Origin of the sequence: Klebsiella sp. 28 (assembly GCF_018223905.1) — a bacterium.
GTDB lineage: Bacteria > Pseudomonadota > Gammaproteobacteria > Enterobacterales > Enterobacteriaceae > Klebsiella > Klebsiella pneumoniae.
The window spans coordinates 1-15,321 of sequence record NZ_JAGRQY010000086.1; the positions used below are offsets into that span (position 1 = coordinate 1).

Annotated in this window: 14 protein-coding genes; 11 read left to right on the forward strand and 3 right to left on the reverse strand. The window is 52.2% G+C overall.

Annotated elements, in window-relative coordinates; translation table 11 throughout:
* Positions 1–155: 155 nt before the first annotated feature.
* The gene (locus KHQ28_RS14965) at positions 156–404 is read right to left on the reverse strand and encodes a hypothetical protein (RefSeq protein WP_000272716.1); all 249 of its coding nucleotides are present in this window, start codon (positions 402–404) and stop codon (positions 156–158) included.
* Between the two features lie 436 nt (positions 405–840).
* On the opposite strand from KHQ28_RS14965, the gene KHQ28_RS14970 reads away from it, so the two are divergent.
* The gene (locus KHQ28_RS14970) at positions 841–1,530 is read left to right on the forward strand and encodes an RES family NAD+ phosphorylase (RefSeq protein WP_020315560.1); all 690 of its coding nucleotides are present in this window, start codon (positions 841–843) and stop codon (positions 1,528–1,530) included.
* Positions 1,531–1,561: 31 nt separating this feature from the next.
* Here the strand turns inward: KHQ28_RS14970 and KHQ28_RS14975 are convergent, their stop codons facing one another.
* Positions 1,562–2,251 (reverse strand): hypothetical protein, encoded by a 690-nt coding sequence (locus KHQ28_RS14975; protein ID WP_004193995.1) that lies wholly within the window; start codon positions 2,249–2,251, stop codon positions 1,562–1,564.
* A gap of 619 nt (positions 2,252–2,870) precedes the next feature.
* On the opposite strand from KHQ28_RS14975, the gene KHQ28_RS29620 reads away from it, so the two are divergent.
* Genes KHQ28_RS29620 through KHQ28_RS15000 form a run of 6 tightly spaced genes read left to right on the forward strand, consistent with a single transcriptional unit; the run spans position 2,871 to position 5,333 of the window.
* Positions 2,871–3,077 (forward strand): hypothetical protein, encoded by a 207-nt coding sequence (locus tag KHQ28_RS29620; RefSeq protein ID WP_004153649.1) that lies wholly within the window; start codon positions 2,871–2,873, stop codon positions 3,075–3,077.
* A 45-nt stretch (positions 3,078–3,122) separates the two neighbouring features.
* On the forward strand, positions 3,123–3,431 hold the full coding sequence (locus tag KHQ28_RS14980) for a hypothetical protein (RefSeq protein ID WP_004152336.1): 309 nt from the start codon (positions 3,123–3,125) through the stop codon (positions 3,429–3,431).
* 27 nt (positions 3,432–3,458) lie between these two features.
* A complete protein-coding gene (locus KHQ28_RS14985) occupies positions 3,459–3,788 on the forward strand; it encodes a hypothetical protein (RefSeq protein ID WP_004152337.1) in 330 nt (109 codons plus the stop codon).
* 25 nt (positions 3,789–3,813) lie between these two features.
* Positions 3,814–4,212 (forward strand): hypothetical protein, encoded by a 399-nt coding sequence (locus KHQ28_RS14990; protein WP_004171440.1) that lies wholly within the window; start codon positions 3,814–3,816, stop codon positions 4,210–4,212.
* A 6-nt stretch (positions 4,213–4,218) separates the two neighbouring features.
* Complete coding sequence (locus tag KHQ28_RS14995) at positions 4,219–4,551, forward strand: hypothetical protein (RefSeq protein WP_004152339.1); 333 nt, start codon at positions 4,219–4,221, stop codon at positions 4,549–4,551.
* A complete protein-coding gene (locus KHQ28_RS15000) occupies positions 4,551–5,333 on the forward strand; it encodes a site-specific integrase (RefSeq protein WP_004152340.1) in 783 nt (260 codons plus the stop codon). Before KHQ28_RS14995 ends, KHQ28_RS15000 begins: the two co-directional genes overlap by 1 nt.
* 1,213 nt (positions 5,334–6,546) lie before the next feature.
* Here the strand turns inward: KHQ28_RS15000 and KHQ28_RS15005 are convergent.
* On the reverse strand, positions 6,547–7,107 hold the full coding sequence (locus KHQ28_RS15005; protein WP_223363052.1) for a YkgJ family cysteine cluster protein: 561 nt from the start codon (positions 7,105–7,107) through the stop codon (positions 6,547–6,549).
* 152 nt (positions 7,108–7,259) lie between these two features.
* Here KHQ28_RS15005 and KHQ28_RS15010 point away from each other — a divergent pair, with 152 nt between their 5' ends.
* Genes KHQ28_RS15010 through KHQ28_RS15025 form a run of 4 tightly spaced genes read left to right on the forward strand, consistent with a single transcriptional unit; the run spans position 7,260 to position 15,173 of the window.
* Positions 7,260–9,287: a class I SAM-dependent DNA methyltransferase gene (locus KHQ28_RS15010; RefSeq protein WP_022631398.1), complete on the forward strand. Its 2,028-nt coding sequence runs from the start codon at positions 7,260–7,262 to the stop codon at positions 9,285–9,287.
* On the forward strand, positions 9,284–10,642 hold the full coding sequence (locus KHQ28_RS15015) for a restriction endonuclease subunit S (protein ID WP_022631399.1): 1,359 nt from the start codon (positions 9,284–9,286) through the stop codon (positions 10,640–10,642). Before KHQ28_RS15010 ends, KHQ28_RS15015 begins: the two co-directional genes overlap by 4 nt.
* A complete protein-coding gene (locus KHQ28_RS15020) occupies positions 10,643–13,900 on the forward strand; it encodes a type I restriction endonuclease subunit R (RefSeq protein WP_022631400.1) in 3,258 nt (1,085 codons plus the stop codon).
* Positions 13,901–13,904: 4 nt separating this feature from the next.
* On the forward strand, positions 13,905–15,173 hold the full coding sequence (locus KHQ28_RS15025) for an ISL3-like element ISKpn25 family transposase (protein WP_022631401.1): 1,269 nt from the start codon (positions 13,905–13,907) through the stop codon (positions 15,171–15,173).
* Positions 15,174–15,321: the final 148 nt, after the last annotated feature.

The window sequence follows — 15,321 nt, forward strand, 5'->3', positions numbered from 1 at the left end:
CAGGTTCGGCCCGTACACCGGGGCATCCCCGCCCTGCTCCAGCACCCGCTCGATATCCCGCGTCGCCACCGGCCCCGGACGTTTTGCATCGAGGGCGGCCAGCACAATCAGCACCCGGCGCTGCAGCGGCGACGGACGTCGGGATTTTTCCCGCATCATTGTCCCTCATTCCTCTGGGAAATGAGCGTTTTAAGCCGTTTATAGTCTGCTTCGACCCGTGTTGTGGCCAGGCCAGTGTGTCCGCGCAGCGCCAGGAGATACCAGAAGCGGAGGATGTCATGAGCCTTGTTCACTTCCCAGACATAATGGGTGCCATCCCTGCGAAAATCGCATTGCTTTATTTCCTCTTCTGCCATCTGCGTCATCTGCTCATAGCTGAGCGAAAACAACATATCTTCATACATCCTGCACACTCCGTCTGAACATGTCCGGTTTAATCAAAAATCATACTTCGTATAATTTACATCACATTTAGAAAACATCATATCAGATATGATTTTATAATTAATGAAAAATATCACATTCAGTATGATTTTATGTACTTGGCTTGATTATCATATCCTTTGCGCGTTTCCCGCCGTGCAGATCCGAAAATTGTCTTAAGCGGATCCGCACGTCTTCTTTTATGAATGGTAGTCCCCCTATACCGTAATTTTTCTGCCCCTCTGTGCATTACAAGCCGTTGTTTAACATTCTCAATCGTTTATGCTTTGAGGGTCTGTCAGCACAGCGACAGATACATCGTCCAGCCGGGCATTCTGTCCGGGGGACAAAACATCAAAACGATGGAGATTAAGCCTATGGCTTATGTTAATCCTTATATGAAAGGTGGTGGAAAATATGAGTTCAAAATCAGGGGTAAACCCAAACGACGAAGTTAATCAGACTGTTGAAACTTCTCTAAATGCAGGCATGAATGAACAGGACGTGGCATCTCTCGATAAAATCGGGAAGTTACAGGACGAACAGCTCCAGCGGTGCGGAATGACTGTGCCATCAGGAACTGAGGTGTTCCGGCTTCAGCTCGGTAGTCACGGCGGAAGCAGTGTCTTTTTCAATCGTAATGGCGAGGATTGCCGTTACAGTCTTAATGATGGTGAGAATGGCTCTATGTACGTGGCCAAAACTCCCGACACGGCAATGAAGGAAGTTTTTCAGCATAAAACAGGGCTCAGGGAATCAGATCTCGATAATTACATAATGGGTACAGTAGTCATTGAGAAAGATATTCGGGTCCTTCAGGTCAGTAAGCTGATTAAATGCAGTGATTTAAGGTTGAATGATGTAACAACTTCAACACGTGCAGTGACTCATCAACTGGCTGAAAAAGTTCATTCAGCAGGGTTTGATGGAATGGAGTTTCCGTCAAATGTCACCAGTGACCCATGCCTTGTGCTATGGCATGACGATCCGGCCGGAACCGGGATGGCCATAACCCGGAGCCAGACAAGTCTCAGTCAGTTTGAGTATCAGGGTAAGGAAGCGGCAGATATTCTTGTTTATGACCTGGGAATTCCTGTTGAGGAATAATTGATAAAGGGGGGGCAAGCACCCCCTTTCATTAAACGGCGTTCTGTGTGCCATAGTTGCGAGCCAGCCGGCGTAATTCATTCATCACTTTTTCATCCGGATTGCCTTTCAGAACCTCGGCGACGGTAAACGAACGCCCTGCAGGGTTCAGCCCATCCAGGACAGTATTTCTCTGTTCCATAAAGAAAGAATACTTCATTCGGTCACTGAAGCTGCTCAGCATAGTCAGCAGTTCGGCCACACCCCGGAGCACGCCTTTGTCCGAGATCCCTTCCTCATCAGTAAACTGAAACACCGGGTAGTAAAACTCACCGTCAATATCAAGAGCAAGTAACTGATCGGTATCTTTCCAGGTTTTAACTGTGGGTTTACTCTTGCCCACCATTTCTGCAGCTTTAGCTGAGGTGTAAACCCCGCCGTCATTTTCCAGTCTCTGAAGGAAAAGGGCCTTACTGTGTAAACGTCGCTGCTGACGTTTTTTTTCAGGCGTCAGGCTGTTAACTGCGCGATTTTCAAGTAACTTCAGGATGACATCCATGGTAAAAACCGCATCGGTATTCCCCATACTTTCAGGAGCAATCGGTGTTTTACCTGACCGAACTTCCTCTACCAGATCCTGAAAAAAATTCTCAAGACGCTCTGCAGCAATGCTGTTGTCCAAAAAATTATGCATAGTGGAGGAACGATCATTACCGTTTCGTTTTTGAGTTGATGTGTTCATAAAACCTCCTTTTCGATTTCATGCTTTATAGACTACGTTAAATCGTTAAGTTGTGCAAGTTTTGTTCTCACCCCACCTTTTATAGTTTTTAACTATTGATTATTGAATTTTCTTCGGTATTAATTATTTCGTCATTTGAGATCCGAAAAAAGGTTGTTCCGGATCTTCTTTTCCTTCTCCGGGGCTCAGCGGCCCCCTGACACAAGATGTAGCGGTGTATTCAGCTGCTGATGACGCTATATGTTGTGTCATACCCCTGCCCCGCGACCGCCCGCTCACCCCCATAAAAGGGCGGTGTGGTTATTCCGTGCGCATGGTACACTTCCGGAAAGTTGTTATACGACAGAAAGTCGGATCATCGCGAAACGGCCATTCGGTAATTTAACAGCGTGGCTATAAGGATGGTTATTATCAGTGCAGTGATAATTGCTCTCATGATGATTGCTGATGGGGTAATTACTCCCTAAACAGTGCCGCGTAAAGCATTACCCTGTCGGTATTATCGGGCGGGGCATTAATTAAAGGGAAGGCATATGCAACCGAACCTATTGCGCTCGTTCTGTACACCGTTCTGGTGGCAGGACTGGCCATCGCCGGAACGATTCTTTACGAAAGCTATGTGTCCGCACCGGATCTGGCTGATGACATTGCCAACGGCCGCAGCCTGACGAACCGGTGTGTGGAAACCTCCCGGACCGGTCATGTAGTGCAGCTGGAGTGCCAGGCGATGAGTCTGCGTGTGACGACGGCGGATTATGCGCGCGCCGTCAGAGCCTGGGAGCTGACCGGTGAACGCCGGGAGACAGCCCCGACTAGCGCAAACTGACAACCGACGGGGCGGGATTTTTAAGCAATTTAAGGAAGCAAAATTATGGGAATGTTTGATACGGTCAGATTCCGGTACCGGATGCCTGACGGAGTCACCGGGACGGACTTTCAGACCGACGACCTGGACTGCGAGTGTGAATTTTACGAGATTTCCGCTGAAGGCCGCCTGCTTCGCTGGATGGGTGACGGTACGCGAACCGATACCTGTTTTGACGGGATGCTGACCCTCAGTGCCGATGACGGTTATCACCTGTATTTTGAGCACGGGACACTGGCGTGGATCGAGGTGTACTCGCAGGGCGACAGGCGCTGGCCTTTTGAGCCTGGCCGTTTTATGACAGACCTGGCCTGACGGGGTTTCTCAATACAAGGAACGCGAATGTGTAATTTATGCAGGGCGGACGGGAATTATTTCCATACGCCGGAATGTGTGTATGACCAGCTGGTCAGTGAGTACCCCGTGATGTGGCTGCGGGATTCGACCCGGATTGGCGCCTGCTACACCCTCCGTGAACTGCTGTCGCCGGAAGGGATGGTGCTGGCCATACAGAACGCGCCTCCCGTGACGGGATGGCGGCTGCGCATGCAGTATAACGAGGCCATTGATGAAGAGATTAACCCGCAGCGCGGGGACTGTACCGAGCTACTCTCCAGGACGGACGCCCTGCTTGTCTTCCGGTCGCTGCAGGATGATACCGCGTCAGCTTAGACGGTCGGACCACGCAACAACCCAGATGAACAGAACCGATGATGAACCACGGACAGAAGCGGACGTGATGGCCACCGCTTTCAGCACCATGCGCAAGTACGGCATGAATATCCTCACCGCCACCCAGCATATGGATATTAATGCTTACGTGAAATCCGATCCGCGGATGCCGAGAATGCGGCTGCGCCGCTACCTGGGCCAGTACGGTCTGCGCGGTGAGGCGCTGAACAGGGAGGTCAGGCGTATAGTTGCCGGACCAGAACGACGCGACAGCACGCTGCAGGTAGGGATTTACTATACGTGGCCCTATGGCTGGGAGCCTGCGGATTTCACGCCGATGATGAGGCGTATTTTTCGCGGCAAGCGCACCCGTCATGTGATGTTGTTTGATGAACTGCCTCAGCTGTTTGGCAAATCAGGATAAGCCGGAATGAACCATGACCTGATGGCTGTTTATGCAGCCAGTGAGATCGTTGAGCTGCTGACGCTGTGCCAGGAACTGCAGTCGGAAAAGGACGGCCGGGAACGACCGGCGCCCGGCGCATACTCCCGCGATGAGGATGCGTTTGCCGAACGTATCCGTTCCGCATGCGGGCACGCCCTGTTGTTGCGCCGCCTGCTGCCGGTAACTACGACCCTGAGCGCTATCGGCGCCGAGATGGAACGCCGGGGAGAAATCAGTGTGCTCCCGGGCGAGGATTACGCGCAGAAGGCCCTGGCACGACTTACAGTGCAATACCTCTCCACCGGGGGCAATAAATAATGATACCGGCAATACCAGGCCAGGGCGTTTCATTTTCGGCCGCGCAGCTGCCGGTGGCCATCGATTACCCGGCCGCGCTGGCCCTGCGACAGATGGCGCTCGTTCAGGACGAGCTGCCTAAATACCTGCTGGCGCCGGAAGTGAGCGCCCTGCTCCACTACGTGCCCGATCTGCACCGCAAGATGCTGCTGGCCACCCTGTGGAACACCGGCGCCCGAATTAACGAAGCGCTGGCGCTGACCCGGAGTGATTTTTCGCTGACGGCGCCCTACCCGTTCGTGCAGCTGGCCACGCTCAAGCAGCGGACCGAAAAAGCCACCAGAACGGCCGGCCGAGCTCCGGCCGGTAGCCAGCCTCATCGTATCGTTCCGCTTTCCGATGCGAACTATGTCAGCCAGCTGGAGATGATGGTGGCCACGCTTAAAATTCCGCTGGAGCGCCGTAATAAACGCACAGGCAGAACCGAGAAGGCACGCATCTGGGAAATTACCGACAGAACGGTCCGGACCTGGATAAGTGAAGCCGTTGATGCGGCTGCCGCCGACGGGGTGACGTTTTCGGTACCGGTTACCCCGCACACGTTCCGTCACAGCTACGGGATGCACATGCTGTATGCCGGCATCCCGCTGAAGGTGCTGCAGAGCCTGATGGGACACAAGTCGATCAGCTCGACGGAGGTCTACACGAAAGTGTTTGCGCTCGATGTCGCGGCACGGCACCGGGTGCAGTTCCAGATGCCAGGCGATGAGGCGGTGGCGCTGCTGAAGGGAAATGGCAGGTAACATCTGTCAGTGCTCACCTCCCGGCACAGGCTGGGGTATTTGTGCAAGAATAATAAATACGACCAAGCAAAATATTTTCTGGACATTTATTCCGATAGTGCCGAAATGTCCAGGGAGAAAAGCATTTTTTGTGTATCTGTTGTTTATTGCAGATGAACCCGATGATGTCTTCTTTTACTGGACAGAATCACCTGATCGTCCAGGTGGGCGCGGGAATTAAACGAGGGGCATAAAAAATGCCGCTGGCACGGTCTGACTGATGAGTTTATGCCTTGCTACAAAGACTGAACGGCATGACCATACTCGTTTCTGGTCTTGCATATCTGCCACGCTTTTTATAGCGGAGATCCCTGTCAGCTATCTTGAATAACGTCCGGTCACGGGGTGATCGTCGCATTAATGGCTTTCGTTGATAACGTTCCGGCCACGGAAGAGAAGAAGCAGAAAGATAACGCTCCTTCCGAGAACAGTCTTCTTTCTGATAAGCAACCATCAACCTGAAAACTGTCGTCATAGGATATTCCTTTTCCTACCAATTCATTAATTTTACCAGGCCAGATCCCGCACAGCCAGCAGAACTGGACGGAATGACCTGAATGTCTAACTGCGCTGGGAATTAAATGAGGAGTAGTAGAAAGGCCACTGGCGCGACATTAGTTCTTTTTAATAAATAGAAAATAGGCAACTATGCCTACACCTATACAGATAGGTGCATAAAACAGAAAATCATTATTGAACATGATTCACCTGATTATGAATGGGGAATAGATATTGTGTGATTAGTATACCAAGCCAGATCCCGCGCTACCAGCAGAACTGGACGCAATCACCTGAATGTCTAACCGCGCGGGGAATTAAATGAGGGGCGTAAAAACAGGCCGCAGACCCGGCCTATTGCTCTGGAAATTCAGGTATGAGATCCATGAAACGTGTTCCGTCAGCATCTCTGTCAGGATTATCTGAATCTCTGGTGAGTTGATACCACAACCAAAATGCACCATTAAAAGCTGCCACCAACGCTTCAGATCTCTCAGGGCTAGCTTGTGCATCAGCTACATACTGATTGAGCAGGCGTTCAGTTGTATCGGTAATAACCTGGTACGAATATATTTCCCCTGGCATAAACAACCTCTCTTCTAAAAAATCAGGTCCATATTACCAGGCCAGATCCCGCGCAGCCAGCAGAACTGGACTGAAATATTTCCATGCCTGGCTATTTTATTCCTTTATGATTCCCAAAGAAGAATCTGATATCACTCTTCTTCCTCTTCCCATTTAGATGGTCAATATATTTTCGAAACTGATAAATTATATTTATGTCTTGACCACCTAAACTCCCATATGTCCTATGAGGTTCGTTTGGTGTTTCGCAGTACTTAGGGTTATCTACTGTGAAAAAGGTTCTACAATTGAAAGGTCGATATTCATATATGGAGCAGATTCCATCAATTAAAAATGGGCAATCTGTATTGGTTTTTAATTTTCTTTGCTTGTTAGATACAATTCTGTGGGATGTGTTTTTTTCTATAAAACTTGCTTCTAATGCCGTCATTTCGACACCTATTTTGCAACAGGCGCTGCAACCTTTCTGACATACTGTAAAGGTTGATGCAAACTCGCCAAAAGTATCAAGAAATCCATAAATCAAACTAATTTCCAAAAATGGATTATTCTTAACAGAATCCAGCTTCACCTGAAGAGTCTGACAGGCAGCTATGACGTTTTCAGGGATGTCTGGTAATACTCTTGTTTCATCCCTTTCAATGTATTTCACTTCAATTATTTCATTTTTTGGCTATTTGCATTCTGAGGTAGGATCGCAGATTTAGCCAAGAATTGAAATCCATCCCCTTTTGTGCAAAAGCTGGTTGACAATCATTCGCTTGGAATTGTACTGTTTTGTGCAAAATGTGGTTGGAGTCCAGAATGAACGAATTTACGGGATCGGCAGCTTCACAGGCTGACTTTATTTGGAAGAACGCGGAAGACCTGTGGGGGGACTTCAAGCATACTGACTTTGGCAAGATCATCTTGCCGTTTACCTTGCTGCGCCGCCTGGAGTGTGCTCTGGAGCCGACCCGCGAGGCGGTGAGAGAGGCATACGCCGCTTTCAAGGATGCCGATGTTGAGCTGGACACCATTCTGCGCTCAACCGCTGATTACCCATTTTACAACACCTCCGAATACTCCCTTGGCACCTTGGGTAGCACCAAGACGCGCCGCAATCTGGAAGACTACATCGCCCTGTTTTCAGATAACGCCCGCGCTATCTTCGAGGAGTTCGAGTTCGGCAATACCGTGATCCGACTGGAGAAGGCTGGCTTGCTATACAAGATATGCCAGAACTTCGCCAAGATCGACCTGCACCCTGATGTGGTGCCGGATCGGGTGATGAGTAACATCTACGAACACCTGATTCGCCGCTTTGGTGCCGAGGTAAATGAAGGGGCCGAGGACTTCATGACGCCGCGTGACATCGTTCACCTGGCGACCGCATTGCTGCTTGACCCGGATGATGCCCTGTTTGAGGCCAGCCCCGGTTTGATTCGTACTTTGTATGACCCGACCTGTGGCACGGGTGGCTTCCTCACCGATGCCATGAACCATGTGGGCGACTACGGTAACCGCGACAAGATCCCGCCAGTGCTGGTGCCGCACGGGCAGGAGTTGGAGCCGGAAACCCATGCGGTTTGTGTGGCCGGTATGCTGATCCGCCGTTTGGAGTCCGACCCTGGCCGAGATCTGTCGAAGAACATTCGTCAGGGCAGCACGCTGTCCAACGACCAGTTTGCCGGTGAGCGTTTCCACTACTGCCTGTCCAATCCGCCTTTCGGCAAGAAATGGGAGAAGGACAAAACCGCCGTCGAAGCGGAACACAAAAAAGGTGAGTTGGGCCGTTTTGGGCCGGGCCTGCCGAAAATTAGCGATGGCTCCATGCTGTTTTTGATGCACCTGGCGAGCAAGCTAGAACTGCCGATCAACGGCGGTGGCCGCGCCGCTATTGTGCTGTCCGGTTCGCCACTGTTTAACGGCGGTGCCGCGTCTGGCGAATCGGAAATCCGCCGTTGGTTGCTGGAAGACGACCTGATTGAAGCCATTGTAGCTCTGCCAACGGATCTGTTCTTCCGCACCAATATCGCCACCTACCTGTGGATTCTGTCCAACAAGAAGCCGCAGGAGCGCAAAGGCAAGGTGCAGTTGATCAACGCCACCGACCTGTGGACTTCAATCCGCAACGAGGGCAACAAGCGCCGTATTGTCAGCGATGAGCAGCGCCGCCAGATTCTGGACATCTACGCAGCAGGCGAAACCGGTGCGCTTTCCCGGATGCTCGACTACCGCACCTTTGGCTACCGCCGTATCAGGGTACTGCGCCCGCTGCGGATGACCCTGGAACTGGATAAGGCGGGCATGGAGCGCCTGGAAGCCGACCCCTCTTGGGAAAAGCTCCCTGACGCGCATCAGGCATTCTGGCGCGACGCCCTCAAGCCGCTGATCGGGCAAACGCAGACCTATGGCTGGGCAGAAACCTTTGCCAAGGACGCGATCAAGTCCGACGAAGCCAAGCAGCTCAAGGTCAAGGCCAACAAGACATTTATCGCCGCGCTGATCAGCGCCTTTGGTCACAAAGACCCGGAAGCCGAGCCGGTCACGGATGCCAACGGCAACCTGGTGCCGGATACTGATTTAACTGATTACGAGAACGTCCCTTATCTGGAGGACATCGACGACTACTTTGCTCGCGAAGTGCTTCCTCATGTGCCGGATGCCTGGCTGGATGAGAGCTTTACCGATGCCAGGGATGGTCAATTGGGCCGCGTTGGCTACGAGATCAACTTCAACCGCTTCTTCTACCAGTACCAGCCGCCGCGCAAGCTGCATGATATTGATGAAGACCTGAAGCAGGTAGAAGCTGAGATTGCCGCGCTACTGGCGGAGGTGGCCAGCGAATGAGCCAGTACAGAGCATATCCCGCATATAAGGATTCCGGTATTGAGTGGATTGGGCAGGTGCCGGAGCATTGGCAGGTAAAAAGGCTGAAGCATTTAATATCCCAATGCCAGAATGGCGTTTGGGGTGATGACCCACTGGAAGATGGCTCGGATACATTATGTATTCGGGTTGCAGATTTCGATAGGGATAACAACGTTGTCATTTATAACCCCTCAACGTATCGGCAGATTACCAAGGAACACCAAGATAGCCGGTTAGTTTCCAAAGGAGACATTCTCCTTGAGAAGTCAGGAGGCGGTGCACAAACATTAGTTGGTGCAAATGTGCGCTATCTGGGAGAAGAGCCTGCCGTTTGCTCCAACTTTGTAGCAGTTATAAAGCCGTCAAAAATGGCCGAGTCCGCATGGCTAAATTATCTAATGGCATCTATGTATGCGCTCAAGATAAATCTACGTTCCATTAAGCAATCTACAGGGATTCAAAATCTGGATTCTGAGCAATATCTTGATGAGGGTGTCGCTGCTCCTTCTCTTGACGAGCAGGCCACCATCGCAGCCGCCCTCGACCGCGAAACTGCCCGTATTGATGCGCTTGTCGAGAAGAAAACCCGCTTTATCGAGCTACTGAAGGAAAAGCGCCAGGCGCTGATTACCCATGCTGTCACCAAGGGCCTAGACCCCAACGTGAATATGAAGGATTCCGGCGTTGAGTGGATTGGGCAGGTGCCGGAGCATTGGGCGATCCCAGCGCTAAAATTTTTGCTATCAACTCCGATTACAGATGGCCCTCATGAGACCCCGGTTCCGGCAGAACCGCAGGATGGCATCGTGTTTATATCTGCCGAGGCCGTGTCATCCGGAAGAATCAATTTCAGCAAAGCTTGGGGATATATATCTCGAGCCGACCATAAGCGTTATTCACGAAAGTATAAGCCGCAACAAGGCGATATTTACATGGTCAAATCAGGTGCAACAACCGGAATCACAGCCATGGTTGAAGATAATCGAGAGTTCAACATATGGTCTCCTCTTGCTGCTATCCGCGCCAATTCCGAGACGGCACCAAAATTCTTGCTATATGCATTGCGCTCAACCGAGTTTCAAGCCGGTGTTGCGCTGAACTGGAGCTATGGAACGCAACAAAACATAGGCATGAATGTTCTGGAGAATTTGCCATTGCCAATTCCTCCATATAAAGAACAAGCCACCATCGCCGCCACTCTCGAACGTGAAACCGCCCGTATTGATGCGCTGATTGGCAAGGCAGAGCAAAGTATTACCCTACTCAAAGAGCGCCGCTCGGCCTTTATCACCGCCGCTGTCACCGGCCAGATTGATTTGCGAGGAAAACAATAAATGCAATCAGCAGCACATCAGGAAAAACACTTCCAGCAATACATCATCGACCGGTTGGTAGAGCAGGGCTGGAAGCTGGGTGATTCCAAGTTCTACGACACCGAGCGGGCGGTGTACCCCGAAGACCTGGAAAGCTGGATCAAAACCAGCGGCCAGCAGGAAAAATGGGACAAGCTGGAACGGCTCAACGGGGCCAAAACCCTTGAAGTGCTGATGGATCGCTTGGATAAAGCACTGGAGAAACAAGGCACCATGCAGGTGTTGCGCCAGGGCTTTTCCATTGCCGGTTGCGGCCTGATCGAGATGACCGAGGCCGCACCGGAAGACAAGCGCAATGCAGCAGTCATTGAGCGCTACCAGGCCAATATCCTGCGCGTGGTGCCGGAGCTGAAGTATCACCCGGCCCGTGAATTTGCCATTGATCTGGTGCTGTTTATCAACGGTCTGCCTGTGGCAACCGTCGAACTGAAGACCGACTTCACCCAGTCCTGCGAAGCGGCCATGGATCAGTACCGCAATGATCGCCTGCCGTATGACGCCCAGACCAAACGCCGAGAGCCATTGCTGACCTTCAAGCGTGGGGCGGTGGTACATTTCGCCATGTCCGACTCTGAAATCATGATGGCGACCAAGCTGGATGGAGAAAACACCTTTTTCCTGCCGTTCAATAAGGGGCGCAAGGACGAAAGTGGCACGGTACATGCAGGTAACCCGCCAGGTGAGATTAAGGCCGATGGTACCCAGGAATACCCGGTAGCCTACTTCTGGGAGGCGGTCTGCCAGCCGGATGCCTGGCTGCGGATTTTCCATAGCTTTGTCTACGTCGAGAAAAAGGACGTGGTGGATATTCAGGGTAACTGGTCGAAGAAAGAAACCCTGATTTTCCCGCGCTTTCACCAATGGACGGCAGTGAACCAGATGCTGGCCGATGCCCGCGAAAACGGCGCAGGCATGACCTACCTGTGTGACCACAGCGCCGGTTCCGGCAAGACCAGCACCATTTCCTGGACGGCCCATGACTTGGTGAAACTGCGCGAAGATAACGGCGACTCGGTATTTAACAGCGTGATCATTGTAACCGACCGTAATGTGCTAGACGGCCAGCTTCAGGACGCGGTGAAACAGATTGACCATCAGTTTGGGGTGATCGCCGCCATTGACCGGCAGAAGTCATCCAAGTCCAAGAGCAAGCAGCTCTCGGAGGCCTTGTTGTCTGGCACGCCGATTGTGGTGGTCACGATCCAGACCTTCCCCTACGCGATGGAAGCCATCATCACTGACAAAGCCCTGAAAGGGAAAAACTTTGCGGTAATCATTGATGAGGCACATAACTCGCAGACCGGCTCTACCGCCGCTAAGCTGCAAGCCGCGCTGGGGATGAGCGGACAAGGCAAGATGTCCACCATGACGGTGGATGAATTGCTGGAACAACTGCAAAAGTCCCGGGCCCGCCCGGACAATATCAGCTATTTCGCCTTTACCGGTACGCCGAAGCACTCCACTTTGATGCTGTTCGGTCGCCCAACAGACCCGAGCCGGCCAGCCTCGAACGATAACCCTCCACAAGCCTTCCACCTGTACACCATGCGCCAGGCCATTGAGGAGAAATTCATTCTCGATGTGCTGAAAGGCTATGTGCCCTACAAAACGGCCTTCAACCTTTCCAAGCAGCTTGAAGACAGCAAGCGGGTAAGCGGCAAGGCCGCCAAACGCGCCCTGGCACAGTGGATGTCATTGCACCCCACCAATGTGACCCAGAAGGTGCAGTTTATCGTTGAGCACTTCACCAAGAACGTCGCGCACCGGCTCGATGGCAAGGCCAAGGCGATGGTCGTGACCAGCTCCCGTGCCGCTGCCATTCGCTACAAGAAGGCGTTTGACCGCTATATTGAGCAGCACAGCGAGTACGGCTTTATTCACTCACTGGTAGCCTTCTCCGGCAAGATGACTGGCAAGCAGGTGATGCACCAGGATGACGGTGAGTTTAAGGACGATGTGTTTATCGTCGATGAGAGCGAGGAGTTCACCGAGCAGAGCATGAACCCGGATGTCCAAGGGCAGGATTTGCGCTTTGCCTTTGACCGCCCTGAATACCGGGTGATGTTGGTGGCCGACAAGTTCCAGACAGGCTTTGACCAGCCCAAACTGGTCGCCATGTATGTAGACAAGAAAATCGCCAACCATGTGGAGATTGTGCAGACCTTCGCCCGCCTCAACCGGACGGCCCCCGGTAAGGACGAGGTCTTTATCATCGACTTTGTGAACGACCCAGAGAACGTGCGTCAGGCCTTTACCACCTATGACAAGGGTGCTCACATCGACGAAGTGCAAGACCTTAATGTGGTCTACGAGATCAAGGAGCGCTTGGACGAGCACGGCCTATACGACGATAAGAACTTGGCCGCGTTCAAGGAAGCTCGCTTCAAGACCATTCGGGACATCACCCATACCAAATCGCCGCAGCACAAGGCGCTGTATGCCGCCACTGCTGGAGCGACGGCCTTGTATAACGACAAGATGAAAATGCTGCGTGATGGCATGGCGACCTGGGAAGCGGCTTTTGAGAAGGCCCGTGCTAAGGGTGATGAGGCAGGTATGAAGTCTGCCGATCACCATCAGGATGAGTACGCCGAGCAAATCAAGGCGCTGATTGGCTTTAAGTCGGATTTGGGGCGTTTTTGTCGTACCTACTCTTATATCGCCCAACTGATTGATTTTGGCGACCCGGAGCTGGAGAACTTCGCCGCGTTCGCCAAGCTGCTGCAAAAGCGTCTATTACACGAAGCACCGGAAACGGTGGACTTGACCGGCTTGGTGCTCACCGGCTTTGACATCAATGCTCGACCCGATGACGTAGAAGACGAAGGCAAAACCCCGGTATTGCAACCAGCAGGTGCAGGCGGTGGTGGCGCGGCAGGCGACAAGCCGAAATTCGTCAAAGAGATTATCGAGAAGCTCAACAGCCTGTTTGGTGAGGCGACGCCGATCCAGGATCAGGTTGCTTTCGTTAATCAGATTTCAGCGATTACCGGTGAAAGCGATGTCGTCATGGCTCAGGTGGAAAGCAACACCCGTGAGCAGGCTATGAAAGGCAACCTCCCCGGTGCTGTGCAGCAAGCGGTTGTTCGTGCTTTGTCCAGTCATCAGAAGCTGGCAACCCAGGTGCTCAAGTCTGACCGTCAGGGCATGACCGCATTGGTTGATATGGTGTATGACCTGCTGCGTGAAGGCAAAGACATCGATCTGGGTATGGATTAAGCCGATGCTCGACCTGCTGAATCTGCCAGGCATCAAGCCGGTCGATATGCGCCACGAAGGCAAGTGCCTTGTGATAGTTGCTGAGCCGGTAACGGTCCAGGTGCCGTTATGTGGGGACTGCAACATCCCTATGCACAGACACGGTACGCGCAAAAACAAGTTCATGGACACGCCGCTGTACATGGAGCCCGTCCGCCTTGAAGTTCAGCGCCCGCGCTTTCGCTGTGAGTCGTGCGGCAAAATGTCCATACCGGAGTTGAGTTTTCTGGATGACAAACGCCGAGCCACCAAACGGCTGGTCGATGTTATTCGGCAACAGTGCCTGGGAACCACCTTCCATGCTTTAGCCGAGCAAACCGGTGTGGCGGTGAACACCGTCAAGAACATCGCTCACGATCTCATTGAGGAACTCTCCCAAACCGTTCGTTACGAAACCCCTGTCATCATGGGAATCGACGAAGTGAATCTGGCCGGCGGGTATCGCTGTGTAATCACCAACCTGGCAACCAACAACGTCTTTGATATGTTGGAGCATCGTACTCAAGAGCACCTGATGCCCTTCTTCAAGGATTTGCCGGATGCTGACAAGGTGGAATGGGTCTGTACGGATATGTGGCGCCCCTTCAAGCGTTCCTTTGCTCAGTATCTGCCCAACGCCAAACTGGTGATCGACAAGTTCCATGTCGTCAAGATGGCCTCTGAAGCCCTGGAAGCGGAGCGCAAGAACTATCAGGCACAGTTAAGCAAAGAAGATCGGATTTATGTCAAAAAGTCCATTCGCTGGCTAACCCTGAAGCGGCCCGGCAACCTGACGCCCGCGGAGCAAAAGGCGCTGGAGGTTGTAAAGCAGGCGATCCCAGAACTTGCCGTGGCCTATGACTTCAAGGAAGCCTTCTTCTGCATCTACGACGAACCCGATAAGCAGAGTGCTCAGAACGCCTTTGAGGCTTGGGAGAACAGCCTTCCGCCTTATGGTATGGAGCCTTTCAAAAAACTGGTGAAAACGGTACACAACCATTACGACGACATCTTTGCCTACTGGGATGCGCCGTTCTCAATCACCAATGGGTATACCGAAGGGCTCAACGGCTTGATCAAGATGTCCAACCGGTTAGGTCGGGGTTACAGCTATGACATCATCCGTGCAAAGACGTTGTACTCCAAAGAAGCCCGCAAGGTCGGCAGTGGTATTCGAGCAGGACGAGGCAAGGTCGAGTATGGACCGCACATTCCGACATTGTTGAAGCAGGCAGAAGGTGGAGAGTTGGATTAACGCGAGATAGGGCGCGACTGAGAATCCAACCAATGTTAGATTTTCGCAGGGTGGTGAAAAACAGAAAAATCCAACCAGAAGCAGCTTTTTTCCGACTAAGAATCAAGGATTAGAATGGATGAGTTCCAACCCTAGAATGCAAATAGCC

What these genes read in the sequence shown, in the direction of transcription:
- KHQ28_RS14965 (WP_000272716.1), bottom strand. Translation starts at nt 404, where the DNA reads ATGTATGAAGATATGTTGTTTTCGCTCAGCTATGAGCAGATGACGCAG.
- KHQ28_RS14970 (WP_020315560.1), top strand. Translation starts at nt 841, where the DNA reads ATGAGTTCAAAATCAGGGGTAAACCCAAACGACGAAGTTAATCAGACT.
- KHQ28_RS14975 (WP_004193995.1), bottom strand. Translation starts at nt 2,251, where the DNA reads ATGAACACATCAACTCAAAAACGAAACGGTAATGATCGTTCCTCCACT.
- KHQ28_RS14980 (WP_004152336.1), top strand. Translation starts at nt 3,123, where the DNA reads ATGGGAATGTTTGATACGGTCAGATTCCGGTACCGGATGCCTGACGGA.
- KHQ28_RS14985 (WP_004152337.1), top strand. Translation starts at nt 3,459, where the DNA reads ATGTGTAATTTATGCAGGGCGGACGGGAATTATTTCCATACGCCGGAA.
- KHQ28_RS14990 (WP_004171440.1), top strand. Translation starts at nt 3,814, where the DNA reads ATGAACAGAACCGATGATGAACCACGGACAGAAGCGGACGTGATGGCC.
- KHQ28_RS14995 (WP_004152339.1), top strand. Translation starts at nt 4,219, where the DNA reads ATGAACCATGACCTGATGGCTGTTTATGCAGCCAGTGAGATCGTTGAG.
- KHQ28_RS15000 (WP_004152340.1), top strand. Translation starts at nt 4,551, where the DNA reads ATGATACCGGCAATACCAGGCCAGGGCGTTTCATTTTCGGCCGCGCAG.
- KHQ28_RS15010 (WP_022631398.1), top strand. Translation starts at nt 7,260, where the DNA reads ATGAACGAATTTACGGGATCGGCAGCTTCACAGGCTGACTTTATTTGG.
- KHQ28_RS15015 (WP_022631399.1), top strand. Translation starts at nt 9,284, where the DNA reads ATGAGCCAGTACAGAGCATATCCCGCATATAAGGATTCCGGTATTGAG.
- KHQ28_RS15020 (WP_022631400.1), top strand. Translation starts at nt 10,643, where the DNA reads ATGCAATCAGCAGCACATCAGGAAAAACACTTCCAGCAATACATCATC.
- KHQ28_RS15025 (WP_022631401.1), top strand. Translation starts at nt 13,905, where the DNA reads ATGCTCGACCTGCTGAATCTGCCAGGCATCAAGCCGGTCGATATGCGC.